Source organism: Pontibacter amylolyticus (genome assembly GCF_014638845.1).
Taxonomy (GTDB): Bacteria; Bacteroidota; Bacteroidia; order Cytophagales; family Hymenobacteraceae; genus Pontibacter; species Pontibacter amylolyticus.
This window is the reverse complement of the sequence record NZ_BMFP01000003.1, coordinates 249,759-264,708: the sequence shown is the minus strand read 5'-3', so window position 1 is coordinate 264,708 and position 14,950 is coordinate 249,759. Positions and strand designations below refer to the sequence as shown.

The following is a 14,950-nucleotide window of genomic DNA, read 5'->3' as shown; positions in this document are numbered from 1 at the left end:
AACCCTTTATATCGTATGAAAAAGTTAATCCTGTCTTTTGCAATGGCAGCACTGGTAGCCGGTGGTGCCGTAGCGCAGCAAGGCCCAACCAAGCAATCCGCGGCTCCGCAGGCACAAGCCAAATCAGGTCCAGCCATCACGTTTGATTCGACCGAGCACAACTTCGGAGAGATCACCCAGGGCGATGTGGTGGAGCATACCTTCACCTTTACGAACACGGGTACGCAGCCGCTCATCATCGACCGCGTAGACGTCACCTGTGGTTGCACCTCACCTGACTGGACCAAAGAGGCTGTGATGCCGGGCAAGACAGGTTTTGTGAAAGCCAAGTATAACAGCGCCGGTCGCATGGGACAGCAGAAGAAAGCTATTACGATCCACTCCAACACAGGAGAACCGACATACGTTTACATTGTCACCAACATCAATGAGAAGCCAGCGTCTGCTGCCAAAGCGCAGTAAGCAGCTATACCTATATAAAAAGAGAAAGGCTTCCGGCAGATAACCGGGAGCCTTTCTCTTTTTTTTTATTTTCTAAACCTTAAAGCGCTTTCAGGATAGCATAGAACAAAGCAGCCCAGCCTACGATCATGGCTGTTCCACCGATCGGGGTGATGGCACCCATCCACGTCACACCTGTCAGGATCAAGGTATAGAGGGAGCCTGAGAAGATGATGATGCCGATCAGGAAAGCCCAGGCGGCTATCTGCAGGGCCGGATGCTCCACTTTGAACAGCAGCAGTCCCACCGCCAGCAGGGCCAGGGTATGGTACATCTGGTATTTCACAGCGGTCTCAAACGTCTCGACACGGTTGGTCGCACGCAGCATGGGCGCCAGGGCATGTGCCCCGAAGGCACCGATCATCACACTAAGTGCGCCCAGGGCACTTGCTATTAAGAGTATGGCTTTTTGAGTCATGAGTTTAGATTTTTATTTTAAGTAGCAGAATTTTTTCATAAAGGACAGCTGAGAGCGCTGACCAAGCAAAACCAAAGATGCTCGCAAAAAACATTGCCCCTATAATGGCAAAAATAGATATATCAGGAGCAAACAAAAGCAAAGAGACCAACATCAATACGAAGGTATAGTTTGCGATCATACCTGCCTGCAAAGCCGTATCGTATTGCAATCGCTTTTTATTCAGTAGATTACTTGTGATGATCGCTAAAGGAGCCGTCAGGAGGTAAAAAACCAGGAAGGTGAGGAACGGGGAGTCATTTTCGATAAGAATGCCGAACCTGAGATGGACCAGTTTGTAAATGACGCCTTGCAATAGGAAAATCAAAGCAAGGTAGACACCGGTTATGATCTGAAGGGCAAGGATCAGCTTGCTGTCAATCCTGGTTGTGAGCTTTAACATGAATGGTTATTAGCAGGAGCAAATTACCGACTTTATTCTCCATTTCATAATTCACGGTACAGGTTCGGGTAATCCGAAATCAATCCGTCCACACCCATCTCTTTCAGTCGCTTCATCTCCTGCAACTCGTTGATAGTCCAGGGGACCACCTTCATGCCTTTTTCGTGGCAATCTTTGATCAGTTTGGGCGTGACGAGCCGATAGTAGGGGCTGTAGATGTCAGGTAGAAAGCCCAGTGCCTCCAGGTTCTTGTTCAGTCCTTTCACGTTTTCAACCAGCAGGGAAGTTTTGATATGCGGATAGCGCCGGTGCAGGACCTGAAGCGTACGCACATCAAACGACTGGATGATCACCCATTCGGCTATACCTTTCGCTTCGATCACCTCCATCAGCAAGTCCACAAACTCATCCGGAGCGGGGTGCAGCTTTCCGTCGCCACTTGGCTTTGACTTTGTTTCGATGTTATAGTATACCTGCGGTAGCTCGTTCTGCTGCAGGTAGGTCTGCACGGAGTCAATCAGGTCGGAGAGGAGGGGTTTGTAAGCAGGAAGCTTCTCCTGCTGCGGAAACTTGTCGTAGAATTTAGAGCCCGCATCGAACGACTTGATGGTGGCATAGTCCATTTGGTAGAGCACGTACTTATGCTTGTCAGCAGCGGGTATTTCGCTTCCGTCGGGCTGGAGGTCGTGCTCGTGGTTGATGTACGGGTCATGGGACAGCACTACCCGCCTGTCTTTGGTAATGTGTGTGTCCATCTCCAGGGTGGTCACGCCCAGGTCCAGTGCCCGGATCATGGCCGGAATGGTGTTCTCCGGCATCAGTCCGCGGGCACCGCGGTGGCCCTCCAGATCGAAAGCGGGCAGGTACCGGGCAGTATTGTCAGGTATAGCGCCTTGTCGTGCGGGCATGGTGCAGGAACTTATCAGGTATAGGAGCGAGGCAAATAGCAGGAACTTGTGCATGCGAATCATTTGACAGCAAAATAGGCGAATCGGAAGGCAAGGCTATACCTTATCCCTGTTAAGAAATCGTTAATTCTTATACCTGCCCTCCGGCCTGTTTCTGCAGCAGCTTACTCGTCTTCGCCTTCCAGCGCTTCGATCACCTGCTCTTCAAATTCATCCTGGCTGTCGTACTGCGTAAATTCCAGGGTTTTGCCTTTATGCTTCAATTCTTGCAATACATCCAGGGCCACTACCAGCGGTTCCATTTCGCGGCCAACCAGGCTGGCATCCCAATCCGATCCGAGCAGCAGTTGGTCACCGTACATACCCACGCACCAGTTCTCCAAAAACTCAACCAGTGTGATGGATTCCGGCGTGTAATCCTTCCAGTCATCTTCGGCACAGGCTTTGGCACCGGCTGCGTCGGACCAGAACAGGATCACCTCAGCGTCCTCAAACTCAGCAGAACTGGAAGTAGCCCAGGTTTCGTCGTGTGTCAGGCCCCAAACGCTTTCGGAGTCGACGATGCGCTGGATAAATTTTCTGTAATTGGCTTCCATGTTCTCGTTGGTATTTTCTTGCATGGTGATGGTTGGTTTAGCGTGAAAAGATGGTGTAAGGTATGATTATTTGTTGTAATTGCGGGCACCAAATATGCCGCTGCCTACGCGTATCAGGGTACTTCCTTCAGCTACAGCAAGTTCCCAATCAGAAGTCATGCCCATCGAGATCTCCTTGAAGTCTTCGTTGCCGGCAAAGAATGTCTCTTTCAGCTTTTCGAAGTAGCCTCTCAGGGTTCTGAATTCACCCCGAAGTTTTTCCTGGTCATCGGTGTTGGTGGCGATGCCCATCACACCCGTAATACGGATAAAGTGCATGTTGCGGTACTCATCACTCTGCAGCAGTGCAACAGCCTCGTCATAGGACATGCCGTATTTGGTTTCCTCGTCGGCAATGTCGAACTGCAGCATGCAGTTTACGGGCAAAGTCCGGTTAAACTGCTCGGCTCTTTTGTTGATCTCCACCAGCAGTTTCAGGCTGTCTACCGACTGGATGGTGTCAATGAACTGAGCGATTTGTTTTACTTTATTGGTCTGCAGGTGCCCGATCAGGTGCCAGGCAATGTCGTGTGGCAATTTGTCCCGTTTTTCCAGCAGTTCCTGCACCTTGTTCTCTCCAAAAATACGATGCCCTGCATCATAGGCTTCCATGATTTTTTCGGGAGAATGCGTTTTGGAAACAGCTACCAGGCGACAGGGAGTGCCACGCAGCTTCTCATCAAAAAAATGGATATTATCGGCAATGTCAGACATAGTTTTATGTTTGTGTTCTACGTAATTTGTGCACTTCTGCAAAGCAGGTATAGGTTAATGCAGGCATAGGTTTAAAGCAACAGCTATACCTTGCCTCGTCTTTCTAACTTCCAACCTTTCTAACTTTCTAACTTCCTAGTCTTCCAGCACATTGGTCATGAAGGTGTTTTTCAGCAGCATCCAAACCAGCAGCAACAGCAGTGCCCATTTCAGGTATACCTGATAGTAGTCGTAGGTGTCACGGAAGCGTTTTTCCCGTACCTCGGTTTTTTCGTATTGGTTGATGTTCTGGAAAACCTCCTGCAAGCCGTCGCGTGAGTCGGCCCTGAAAAACTTGCCATCGCCCGTCTCCGATATTTCACGCAGACTTTTTTCGTCTAACTGCGTTTCGACTAACAAGGTTTTGCCATCGGCATCCACGTCGTAAGGCACCAGGCCGTCTTTTCCGATACCGATTGTGTATACCTTGATCTGGTGGGCATAGGCCAGCCGGGCAGCCATGTGCGGATCCAGGCTGCCAGCTGTGTTCTCGCCGTCACTGATCAGGATGGCTACCTTTGACTTGGCATTGGAGTCGCGCATGCGGTTGATGGCCACGGCCAGGGCGCTGCCAATGGCCGTGCCGTCATTCGGGATCATCCCGTTTTCGATGGAGCGGATGCTCTCGCGCAGCAGTTCGTAATCGGTGGTGAGCGGGGCCAGGGAGTAGGCATCGCCGGCAAAGACCACTACGCCGATGCGGTCGGCCACACGGCCGTTTATGAAATTGATGGCCACGTCTTTGGCTGCCTCCAGGCGATTGGGTTTGATGTCCTGCAGCTCCATAGAACCCGACACGTCCATGACCAGCACAATATCTATACCTTCGGCCGTTTGCTCCACTTGTTCGTTTATACGCTGCGGTCGGGCCAGGGCTAGTAGCACGAGCATCACAAAAAGCATGAAAACCACTTCCGGTACAAAGCGGAGCAGGCTCGACCATTGCCATCGTACGGTGCCCTCGAACATGGCCATGTCGAGTTTGCTGCGCGACTTAAGGCGGAGCAGGCCCTTGATCATGAACAGGAGGGGCACGACCGGCAGGGCATACAGCACCAGCGGGTACACCCAGTCGAAGGAGCGCATTGTGCTCAGGCTAAACCACTCCAGGCTCAGCCAGTCCAGCATGTCATTGCTTATTCCTGGCATTTCCGGTTATTTCACGATGTGTCTTATAGCGGCTGCGGGCGAAACGACGCAGCATGCTCAAGGCCTGGTTTGTTTCCTGATCGGGCTCGGCCGTCACGTTGCCGTAAATGGCTTTGTCGCAAAGGCGCAGCGCCACGTTCACCTGCTCGTCATCGTTGTAGTACTCCACGATCTCTTTTGTGGTGAAGGAGTTGATCGCGCTCCGCTCCAGTTTGGTGAGGTAGTTTTTCCAGAGCGCCACGGCTTTTTCCATGCTGGTGGGCACACCCGTTTTCACGAAGCGGTCCACGTGCGAGTTATACCTGGAGTTGAAGTACAGGTGGTCTTTGCGAAGGCGGTAAAGCTGGTATTTGATCTTGATCGTCTGCCCGAACACCAGCCACACCAGCGTTATAAACGCGGCTATGGTGACGATCCAGAGTAGCAGGATTGGCCAGTCGAAACGTTCTTCCACCTGTGCTAATGTGGTCTGTGTGCGTAGTTGAAGGGACGTAGAGACGTCCTGCACCAGCTGACGCAACACCACCGACCGCTTAGGTGACACGACCTGCAGCGTATCCTTGCCCTGCAGCACGATGGCCGGCAGTTCAAGCGACTGCACAGGCGAAGTGTCGAAGGTGCGCAAGGTATAGACGGTGCTGTCCGTACTGATGCCCGCGCGGGTGTTGGTTGGGTAGTATTCCTGCCGTACCAGTTCGAAGGGGGCGAAATTGTAGCTCGAGTCGGGCAGGATGACTTCCTGCGCCGCCGGGTGCCGGTGTACCAGGGTATAGCGCACGAGCTCCCCGATATATACCGAGTCTTTGCTGAAGCCACCGTCAGGCGGAAGCAACTGCTGCGCCTGCGTGCCAATGGAAATCAAGCAAAAGAATATAAGCAGAGTTTTACGCACTTTTCTTGGACGTTCGGTTACGGAGGCGGAAGAGGTTCACCAACTGCATGACATAGTCTTCGTTGGCCTGAATGGCCAGGTAGTTGGCCTGGTATTTCTGGCAGATCCGGATCACACGGTCCTGGTTCTGTTTGTACTGGGCGAAATAATGCTCCTTGAATTCTGCCCCTGAGGTGTTGAGCCAGATCGTTTTCCCCGTTTCTTTATCAACCACCGGCACAATGCCCAGACTCGGCATGTTGCGCTCACGCAGGTCGAGCAGCTGAATCACGATCAGGTCATGGCGCTTGGCCAGCATAGCCAGCTCTCTTTCGTAGTTCACGTCTATAAAGTCGGAGATCAGCAGGATAATGCTGCGGCGCTTGACAATGTCGAGCGTCAGTTTGATGCCGGCGGCGAGGTTGGTCTTCACCGATTTAGGCTTCAGTTCTTTCAGTGCCTTAATCAAGGTATAGGCCTGCTCGATTCCTTTGGCAGGTTTGATGTATCTTTCTTTCTGATCGCTGAAGCAGATGATCCCGATCTGGCTCTGCTGGCGGGCGGCGGCGAGGGCGAGTACGCCGCAGATCTCCTTGCCCACATCCAGTTTGTGCTGGCGGCCTGTTCCCACGGTTTGGGAGGCGCTTACATCCAGTAGCAGAAATACGGACTGTTCTTTTTCCTCCCGGTAGGTTTTCACGTAGGTGCCCTGCCCTTTGGCCGAAACGTGCCAGTCGATCGAGCGCACGTCGTCGCCGTACTGGTAGGCGCGCACGTCATCAAACTCCAGCCCCGTGCCTTTAAAAACGGAGTGGAAGTCGCCCTGCATTTGGGTGTTGATGGCTTTGCGAATGCGTATCTCGTACTTGCGCAGCTTTTGAACAAGTTCCTTCATAGGGTAGGGGCTTTGCCTCAGATTTTAAAATTAGGACATATTCCCGTAATATTACATTCGTGAAACGAATTTTATACCTACTTTCCTTTGCCGTGCTGGCTGGCTGCGGCCAAAGTCCTGAAAAGCGACCCGCTGATCTACTGCCAGAAAACAAGATGGTGCAGATACTGGCGGATGTGCATATCGCTGAATCGCGCATCGAAACGCACGTCCTGTACCCGGATACGGCGCTGATGGTTTTCAATAAAGAGCAGCAGCAGATCCTGGCGGAGCATGGGGTGACACAGGAAGACTTTCGCAGGACCTACCGCTACTACCTGAGCAACCTGGCGCAGATGGACAAACTCTACGAGATCATTCTGGACACGCTGAGCGTGCGGGAGGCCAAACTGCGTGCCACCGATACGACAAACGCTGCTCCGAGACAACCGCCGGTGCCAATACTGGAAGGTATGAAGCAGGCTTATTAGCCTAGATCAGCTTGCTGCCATTTGGCACGGGGCCGGCCGGTTGCGCCAGCACAATATCACCGTTCTCGTCGGCAAAACCTGTCACCAGCACCTCCGACATGTATTTCCCGATCTGTTTGTTGCCCAGGTTGGTCACACACAGCACCTGCTTCCCGGGCAGCTCATCCAGGGTATAATGTTTCGTGATCTGAGCGCTCGATCTTTTCAAGCCCAGTGTACCCAGGTCGACGAGCAGTTTATAAGCCGGTTTGCGCGCTTCCGGAAATTCGGTGGCTTCCACGATGGTGCCCACGCGTATGTCTGTCTGTTCAAAATGTTGCCATGAGATGGTCGGCATGGCTTCTGCGGGAGTATGCATGTTTATTTCTGTCTTTCTCTCCCAAGTTAAGGATTCTGCTTTAAAATAAGGTACGTGAAGCCCCCCTGTTGGCCTCTTGGGTAACATTAGGCTTATACCCGCGTATCCTAGGCAACTGACTTTCTTACTGTTAAAAATACTGAAAGTGTAAGTTTGTCGAAGCAATTGCATAACCAATAAAACTATGAAAAGAGAATCCGGAGCTAGTTTACCCGTGTGGGTGGAGAATATAACGATGCCTGTTACGAGCCCCCTACAGGACAACATCCGATGTGATGTATGCGTTGTCGGGGCAGGTATAGCAGGAGTTACCACGGCCTACCTGCTGGCCAAGGAAGGGCGCAACGTGGTGTTGCTGGAAGCCAAGGAAATAGGCGGTGGCGAAACAAGCCGCACGACGGCCCACTTGTCCAATGCACTGGATGAGCGCTTCGACGAACTGATCCGCCTTCATGGGGAGGACGGCGCCCGCCTGGCTGCCCAAAGCCACGGGAAGGCAATCGACAAGATCGAAGAGATCATCAAAGATGAAAAAATTGACTGCGATTTTACCCGGGTAGACGGTTATCTGTTCGCCACCGACAACAAGCAGCAGGATGACCTGATGAAGGAACTAGAGGCGCTGCAGAAGATCGGCTGGATGGACGTGGTGCTCCGCAAGCACAGCCCGCTGAACACCCTGACGGAGTTTCCTTGTCTGCAATACCCCAACCAGGCGCATTTTCACGTCCTGAAATACGTTTCTGCGCTGGCAAACGCCTTTATCCAAGCAAGTGGCCGCATTTATACCAAAACGAAGGTGGAGCGCTTTGAGACAGGCCCGGTTGTGTCGGCTGTTTCGAAAGAGGGACATGCCGTAGCAGCTAACCACCTGGTCGTGACCACCAACACGCCGATCAACGACCTGGTGACGATGCACACGAAACAGGCTCCTTACCGCACCTACGCCATCGGGCTTGCGGTGCGGCAGGGCGAGGTGCCGGATGCGCTTTACTGGGACATGGAAGATCCTTATCACTACGTGCGGTTGCTGAAAGGCAAAACAGGCGGGGAAAACGCAGACGACCTGGACCTGCTGATCGTAGGGGGCGAGGACCACAAGACAGGGCAGGGCGATCATCTGAGTGAGCGATTCGAAGCCCTTGAGCGCTGGACGCGCAAGCACTTTCCGATGGCCAAAGAAGTGGTCTACCGCTGGTCAGGCCAGGTGCTGGAACCTGTGGACGGCCTTGGCTTTATAGGCCGCAATCCGGGTGATTCCGAGAATGTGTACATCGCCACCGGTGACTCAGGCCATGGCATGACAAACAGCACCATTGCCGGTATGCTGATCACCGACCTGATACAGGGAAGGCCGAACCCATGGGAAAAACTCTATGACCCAGGCCGTAAGAATAGCAAATCGGTAGGGGAGTTTTTAAAGGAGAACATCAACGTAGCCGCCCAGTTCAAAGATTTCGTGACACCCGGAGAGGTGAAAGATCCGATGGAAGTGATGCCTGGAACAGGCAAGATCATGCGCAAAGGGATGAGCAAAGTGGCGGTGTACTGCGATCAGGACGGGGTGCGGCACGAGTGTTCGGCGGTGTGTACGCACCTGGGTTGCGTGGTGCACTGGAACGAAGTGGAAAGTTCCTGGGATTGTCCCTGCCACGGCTCCCGTTTTGACCCATTCGGAAAGGTGATTACGGGTCCGGCTTCCAAAGACCTTGGCCCTGCTGAGTAATAGCCTAAATAAAACTTAAAAAAAAGCCCTGCTTTGCGTTTCCGTAATGCAGGGCTTTTTTTGATCAGATCTTATTTCCAGGCGTCCAGTTCCCTCAGGCGCTGTGTTATTCGGTTATCCCAGTCCTGCTGTACCTCTGCATCCAACCCATGGCGGGACGCTTTATCGAATTGATCCTGCTCCGCTTTCCAGGCTTTGAATGCGTTACCGACCGTGGTGTTCAGGTTGGTCTTCAGGTTGCCGCAAGACATCCCAAGTTCCTTCAACTCCCGGCGCAGCATGCGGGCATGCACCTCCGTGAGGTCAAAATGCAGTTGCTCGTGTGCCAGCAGCTTCTCCGACTTTTTGTTCTTCGACCAGGACTCTCCCGGAAGGAACACGCACTTCACCTCGTAGTAAAACTTATTGTCTTTGCAGCGGGCGTCCACGGCCAGGTTGGCAGCCGTCAGGGCGTGGTGCGGGTTGGTGGACTCGGGTGTTCCCCTGAAGTCCTCCCAGTTCAACTTCCGCTCAGCAGACCAGGCCAGCTGTTCAGTATTAGAAACGCCGGAGTTGGCTGGGTTTGGAACATAAATAACAGACGCCGGCGAACCGGCTGGGGTGGCATGCGGCAATAGCAAGCCCACCAGTAGGCTTAGGAGTAGAGTAATGATAAACATCGGCTAAAAGTTTAAAAAGTCTCTATCGGGGCAACAGCGGCACATACAAATAGGTGCCACGATTGCATTATTTTATTTGCTAAGCCTGCTACTTAGCATTTTAAAGCGCCAGAATAGTAATATAGCGGCTACTGACAATCCCACTAACAGGCCAGTCCAGACACCGTGCACACCAAAACCCAGCTTAAAGCAGAGTATGTACCCCACCGGCAGACCGATCACCCAGTAGGCGACCAGAGAGATAAGCCCAGGTATACGCACATCCTCAAGACCACGGAGCGCACCCAGTCCCACTACCTGCACACCGTCCGAAATCTGGAACAGGGCGGCAATGATGAGCAGGGTAGAGGCCAGTTCGATCACCAGGGGATCGTCCAGGTATAGGGAAGGTATAAAATTTTTACCGGCAATCATCAGCAGCCCGCTCAGAATCATGAAAAGTACCCCCATCATAAAACTGCTGTTACCGGCTACCTGCATGGCTCTGAAGTTGCCAAGGCCTTTCTGGTTACCCACCCGAATGGTCGCAGCCGCCGCAATTCCGCTGGCCATCATGTACGTGACCGAAGCCACGTTGATGGCGATCTGGTGGGCGGCCAGTTCACGCGCGCCCAGCCACCCGATCATGATGGCCGAGAAGCTGAAGGCCCCCATCTCAAACACCATTTGTCCGGAGATGGGAAGCCCCAGGCGGAAGATGTGGTACATGTGCACAAAAGACAGGTGCCGGAAAGTAAGGAAGCGGTGGAAGGCGGCAAACCGTTTGCCGTAAAGCACATAGCCCCCCATCATCAGGGCCATGATGACGCGCGAGATCAAAGTGGCCCAACCAGCACCCACCAGTCCCATGGGTTCAAATCCCAGTTTTCCGTAGATGAGGATGTAGTTGAGCACAATGTTGAGCGCATTGGCTATGATGGAAATGTACATGGCCTGTTTGGTAAGTGAAAGCCCCTCTGCAAACTGGCGAAAAGCCTGAAACACCATCAAGGGCACCATGGACAAGAACAAAATGTTGATGTAAGGAACGGCCTGTCTGACAACCTCTTCGGGTTGGTTGAGCCAGGTGATATAGGGTGAGAGAAAGTACCCGGCTATGAATAAGATAACGCCCAGCAGCAGGTTGGAAAACAATCCGTTGAGCAAAAGCAGGGAGATGCGGGTATAGTTTCGGCGGCCGTCGGCTGCCGCGATCAAAGGCGTGATGCTGTAGGATACGCCCAACCCAAATACCAGCGTGATGGTGAAAATACTATTGCCCAGTGAAGCGGCCGCCAAAGGTATCGTTCCGATTTGCCCCACCATCAGGCTGTCGAATACACTGACCATGATATGTCCCAGCTGACTTAGCACGACAGGGTATGCCAGCAGGAAATTCTTTCGGAAGTGGTCTCGGTATTCTAATGAAATCATAAAGGGGAAGGAAAAAGGACTGCAAAATTAGCCTTTTTTCCTTTCCCTAGCACAAGTGAAGTTGCATAAGTCAGCTATTTCGATCTGCTCAAGTGGTTTTTTTTACACCACGGAGCTTTGCCAGAATTGCTCTCGCCGGAATCGGGAGCAGCACTAAGGCAGCGGTTAAAATTATCTTCTTGGTATCCATAAGCGGGATGATCAATATTAGGGAAGATGATCAGATAGCTTTAAAAAGCATGTCCGCAAAGCCGCCTTTCTCGTCGAGGTAAGACGTGACAAGTTCAAAACCAGCCGAGCGGCCCATTTCGGTGGCTTGGGGCAAAGTATATTTGTGCGAACTCTCCGTATGGATCGCCTCCCAGGCAGCAAAGGAATAACGCGCCTGGTTAGCTTCCAGGTATACCTCCTGCTCACATTGACTAACCAGGAAGCTCTTCATCACGCCCAGTTGCGGATCGTACAGCGCAAAATGTTTGAAATCGTCCAGATCGAAATTCCCCCCCAGTTCCCGGTTGATGCGCTCCAGCAGGTTCAGGTTAAAGGCAGCCGTTACGCCGCTGGCATCATTGTAGGCAGCCAGAATAATATCCGGATCTTTGGTTAAGTCTACCCCCAGCAGAAACAGGTCGCCCGGCTGAAGGTGCCGCCTGATCTGGCTTATGAATTCGAGTCCCTCTTCGCGCTCAAAGTTGCCAATGTTGGAACCCAGGAACAGCACGACTTTTCGCTCCGTCAGGTGCTGCTCGAGCCATTGCAGACCCGTGATATACTCCGCCACGACCGCCTGCACGTGCAGATCCGGATGCGCCTGCTGCAGGTCTTTGCTCAGTTCCTGCATCGCAGATCCCGAGATGTCCATGGGGACATAATCGAAGGGCTTTTGCTGGCGTTCAAGTTCCTGCAACAGCAGCTTCGTTTTCAAGGCATCTCCGGCTCCCAGATCGACGAGATGAAAGAAACCGCCGGCCGCAAAAGCTCTGACCATGGCTGATCGGTGCCGCTGCATCAGGCTGTATTCGGCGCGGGTCAGGTAATACTCAGGCAAGTCCATGATCTGCTGGAAAAGCTTGCTCCCCTTGGCATCATAAAAGTAGCGGGAGGACAACTTTTTAGGGTGCTGGCTTAAGCCATCCGCCACGTGTTTGGCGAACTCAGCCCGGTCTTGGGTGCCATTAGTCTTGCGTGAAAGGTCAATCAATGGGTTGGTTGTTGATTGTAGTAGCATCGTTTTATTGCGCCAGTCTAATTCCGGTGAACTGCCAGCGTTTGTCAGGGTGGAAAAAATTACGGTAAGTGGTTCTGATATGGCGCTCGGGTGTAGCGCATGAACCACCACGCAACACCATTTGGTTGATCATAAACTTGCCATTGTACTCGCCCAGTGCCCCGGCGGCCGTTGTAAAACCCGGGTAGGGGTGGTAAGCGCTGTAGGTCCATTCCCAGGCGTCGCCATAGAGTTGCTGCATACCTTTACTGCGTATACCTGCCCTTGGCTCAAACAACCCGGACTCCTGGAAGTTGCCAGTTATAGGTGGGTATACCTGCGAGGCCGCTTCCCATTCAAATTCAGTTAACAGGCGCTTCCCGGCCCAGGTGGCATAGGCCTGTGCTTCGTAAAAGCTGATATGGCTGACAGGCTTGTGCAGGTCCAGTTTCTCCAGCCCGTGCATGGTATAGTAGTGCCAGTCACCGTCCTGCTCGAGCCAGTACAGCGGGGCCTTCAGGTTGTTGCTGCGCACCATGGCCAGGCCCTCGTCGAGCCAGAAACGGAAATCGCTGTAGCCGCCGTCCTGCATAAACTCCAGGTACTCGGCATTTGTCACCAGGCGGTTCATGACGTTGAAATCAGAGAGTAGCACCTCGTGCACGCCCAGCTCGTTGTCGAAACAAAAGCCTTCTCCCTGAAAACCGATCCGGTAAATGCCGCCGGGCACCTCCAGAAACTCCGGTTTACCCGGGTCTGCAGATGGTGTGTCAGCGACCGTTTTAGCGTAGGCCGGTAAAAGCGGATTGGTACTGAGGATGTATTTGATATCGGTGATGAGTAGTTCCTGGTGTTGCTGTTCATGCTGCAGGCCCAGTTCCAGCACAGGCAGGAGTTCTTCCAGCTGGTTATCGCTTACTTTTTGCAGTAGTTCGACCATGTTTTCGTTGACATGTCGTCGGTAGGCGTAGACATCGCGCAGGGGTGGCCGGGTGAGGGTGCTGCGCTCTGCCCGCTGTACGCGGTTGCCCACCGAGTTGTAGTAAGAGTTGAACAGAAAGGCGTAGTTCGGATGATACACCTGATAGTTTTTCAGATAGGTACCCAGCACAAATTGCTCAAAAAACCAGGTGGTATGCGCCATGTGCCATTTCGGGGGACTAACATCAACCATCGGCTGCACCACCGTATCCTCGGGCTCCAGCGGGGAACATATCTTTTCGGTCTGCGCCCGGATCTGGCTGAATCGCTCAAGTATGGTCTGGCTGATGGAAGCAGTGATCGTTGTCATAGGTATTTTAATGTTAAGGAAGCGGTTTAGCAGCAGTCAAATGCTGTTATTCGAGGGATAAAAGACCTTCAAACTGTCGTGTTAACTCTTTTTCTACGTACTTTGTTTTCGATAAGCCGATTTTGGAAAGCCTAATTTTACGCTACTATGTCCTTACGATTGACGGTTACGCCCCATCAGCTGCAGTTCAAATTCGATGCCCGCACCTCACGCGGGGCAATGCGCACGCACCAGGTATACTACCTCCAGCTCAGCGATTCTGACGATCCGGAGACAATTGGCATAGGAGAGTGCGCGCCTCTTCCCGGCTTGAGCATTGACTCACGTCCCGAACTGGAAGCTAAACTCAGGAAGATTGTGGCTGAAGTAAAGGAGCGTCAACTAACGGTTATCGATTTGCAGCAGATGCTTATGTCTGGTGATCTGCGTGACTGGCCAGCGATCCGGTTTGCACTAGAAACGGCCCTGCTGGATCTACAACAAGGTGGAAGAAAAGTCCTTTATACAAACGAATTCAGCCAGGGCAAGGCAGGTATACCTATCAACGGATTGATCTGGATGGGGGAGAAGGACTTTATGCAGGAGCAGATCAGAAAGAAACTGTCCGAAGGCTATACCTGTCTGAAGCTGAAAATCGGCAGCCTGGACTTTGCCACTGAGCTTGAGATCCTGCACCAGATCCGGGAAGTTGCCGGGCCAGCGGAACTGACCATTAGGGTGGATGCCAATGGTGCTTTTGCCCCCGACGAGGCTTTTCGCAAACTGGAGCGTCTGGCCAGGTATAGCCTGCACTCCATTGAGCAACCCATCCGGCAGGGACAGCCCGAGCAGATGCAACAGCTTTGTGCCTATACCCCCATACCGATCGCCCTGGACGAGGAACTGATCGGGGTGCAGGAAGCAGCACGCCAGGTGGAGTTACTGGATTTTATTAAGCCGCAGTACATCATCCTGAAGCCAACCCTGGTCGGGGGGCTGCAAGCGAGCGCAGACTGGATCGAGAAAGCGAAGGAACGCAATATCAGCTGGTGGATGACGTCGGCACTGGAGTCAAACATCGGGCTTAACGCGATCAGTCAGTTCACGGGAAATTATGCCATCAGCATCCCACAAGGGCTCGGCACCGGACAGCTATACCATAACAACATCGACTCTCCACTGCAAATAAGAGAAGGCTGGCTTTGGTATGGTAGTGATAATTGGGGCAAATTGCCTGAACAGGCATAAGCCTATACCTATACCTATACCTATACC

General features: G+C 52.6%; 17 protein-coding genes. 4 read left to right on the top strand and 13 right to left on the bottom strand.

Going from position 1 to position 14,950, the window contains the following annotated elements:
• Positions 1 to 15: 15 nt before the first annotated feature.
• The gene (locus IEV97_RS09295; protein WP_188501238.1) at positions 16 to 462 is read left to right on the top strand and encodes a DUF1573 domain-containing protein; all 447 of its coding nucleotides are present in this window, start codon (positions 16 to 18) and stop codon (positions 460 to 462) included.
• Positions 463 to 541: 79 nt separating this feature from the next.
• On the opposite strand, the gene IEV97_RS09290 is transcribed toward IEV97_RS09295, so the two are convergent.
• The 8 genes from IEV97_RS09290 to IEV97_RS09255 form a co-directional block, all read right to left on the bottom strand.
• A complete protein-coding gene (locus IEV97_RS09290; protein ID WP_229733880.1) occupies positions 542 to 919 on the bottom strand; it encodes a DUF423 domain-containing protein in 378 nt (125 codons plus the stop codon).
• A gap of 4 nt (positions 920 to 923) precedes the next feature.
• Entirely contained in the window at positions 924 to 1,361 is a 438-nt protein-coding gene (locus IEV97_RS09285) for a hypothetical protein (protein WP_188501237.1), read from the bottom strand.
• A 44-nt stretch (positions 1,362 to 1,405) separates the two neighbouring features.
• Positions 1,406 to 2,323, bottom strand: a complete 918-nt coding sequence (locus tag IEV97_RS09280; RefSeq protein WP_188501236.1) for a glycerophosphodiester phosphodiesterase — start codon at positions 2,321 to 2,323, stop codon at positions 1,406 to 1,408.
• A gap of 110 nt (positions 2,324 to 2,433) precedes the next feature.
• Positions 2,434 to 2,889, bottom strand: a complete 456-nt coding sequence (locus IEV97_RS09275) for a DUF2750 domain-containing protein (RefSeq protein WP_188501235.1) — start codon at positions 2,887 to 2,889, stop codon at positions 2,434 to 2,436.
• 42 nt (positions 2,890 to 2,931) lie between these two features.
• A complete protein-coding gene (locus IEV97_RS09270; RefSeq protein ID WP_188501234.1) occupies positions 2,932 to 3,618 on the bottom strand; it encodes a YggS family pyridoxal phosphate-dependent enzyme in 687 nt (228 codons plus the stop codon).
• 135 nt (positions 3,619 to 3,753) lie between these two features.
• On the bottom strand, positions 3,754 to 4,806 hold the full coding sequence (locus IEV97_RS09265; protein WP_188501233.1) for a vWA domain-containing protein: 1,053 nt from the start codon (positions 4,804 to 4,806) through the stop codon (positions 3,754 to 3,756).
• On the bottom strand, positions 4,787 to 5,668 hold the full coding sequence (locus tag IEV97_RS09260) for a hypothetical protein (protein WP_188501232.1): 882 nt from the start codon (positions 5,666 to 5,668) through the stop codon (positions 4,787 to 4,789). The genes IEV97_RS09265 and IEV97_RS09260 overlap by 20 nt, the downstream gene beginning before the upstream one ends.
• Positions 5,669 to 5,690: 22 nt before the next feature.
• On the bottom strand, positions 5,691 to 6,572 hold the full coding sequence (locus tag IEV97_RS09255) for a DUF58 domain-containing protein (RefSeq protein WP_188501231.1): 882 nt from the start codon (positions 6,570 to 6,572) through the stop codon (positions 5,691 to 5,693).
• 59 nt (positions 6,573 to 6,631) lie between these two features.
• On the opposite strand from IEV97_RS09255, the gene IEV97_RS09250 reads away from it, so the two are divergent.
• Positions 6,632 to 7,042, top strand: a complete 411-nt coding sequence (locus IEV97_RS09250; RefSeq protein WP_229733879.1) for a DUF4296 domain-containing protein — start codon at positions 6,632 to 6,634, stop codon at positions 7,040 to 7,042.
• 1 nt (position 7,043) lies between these two features.
• Here IEV97_RS09250 and IEV97_RS09245 read toward each other — a convergent pair whose 3' ends face one another.
• Positions 7,044 to 7,400, bottom strand: coding sequence for a tRNA-binding protein (locus IEV97_RS09245; RefSeq protein ID WP_229733878.1), 357 nt, complete (start codon positions 7,398 to 7,400; stop codon positions 7,044 to 7,046).
• Positions 7,401 to 7,584: 184 nt separating this feature from the next.
• Between IEV97_RS09245 and IEV97_RS09240 the strand changes: the two genes are divergently transcribed.
• Positions 7,585 to 9,126 carry an FAD-dependent oxidoreductase gene (locus tag IEV97_RS09240; protein ID WP_188501230.1) on the top strand — a complete coding sequence of 514 codons (1,542 nt, stop codon included), beginning with the start codon at positions 7,585 to 7,587 and terminating at the stop codon, positions 9,124 to 9,126.
• A gap of 71 nt (positions 9,127 to 9,197) precedes the next feature.
• Here the strand turns inward: IEV97_RS09240 and IEV97_RS09235 are convergent, their stop codons facing one another.
• The 4 genes from IEV97_RS09235 to egtB form a co-directional block, all read right to left on the bottom strand.
• Complete coding sequence (locus IEV97_RS09235; protein WP_188501229.1) at positions 9,198 to 9,785, bottom strand: DUF922 domain-containing protein; 588 nt, start codon at positions 9,783 to 9,785, stop codon at positions 9,198 to 9,200.
• 72 nt (positions 9,786 to 9,857) lie between these two features.
• Positions 9,858 to 11,198, bottom strand: coding sequence for an MATE family efflux transporter (locus IEV97_RS09230; RefSeq protein ID WP_188501228.1), 1,341 nt, complete (start codon positions 11,196 to 11,198; stop codon positions 9,858 to 9,860).
• 220 nt (positions 11,199 to 11,418) lie between these two features.
• Positions 11,419 to 12,426 (bottom strand): L-histidine N(alpha)-methyltransferase, encoded by a 1,008-nt coding sequence (gene egtD, locus IEV97_RS09225; RefSeq protein WP_188501227.1) that lies wholly within the window; start codon positions 12,424 to 12,426, stop codon positions 11,419 to 11,421.
• Between the two features lie 4 nt (positions 12,427 to 12,430).
• Positions 12,431 to 13,696 (bottom strand): ergothioneine biosynthesis protein EgtB, encoded by a 1,266-nt coding sequence (gene egtB / locus IEV97_RS09220; protein ID WP_188501226.1) that lies wholly within the window; start codon positions 13,694 to 13,696, stop codon positions 12,431 to 12,433.
• 147 nt (positions 13,697 to 13,843) lie between these two features.
• Between egtB and menC the strand changes: the two genes are divergently transcribed.
• Positions 13,844 to 14,923, top strand: coding sequence for an o-succinylbenzoate synthase (menC, locus tag IEV97_RS09215; RefSeq protein WP_188501225.1), 1,080 nt, complete (start codon positions 13,844 to 13,846; stop codon positions 14,921 to 14,923).
• Positions 14,924 to 14,950: the final 27 nt, after the last annotated feature.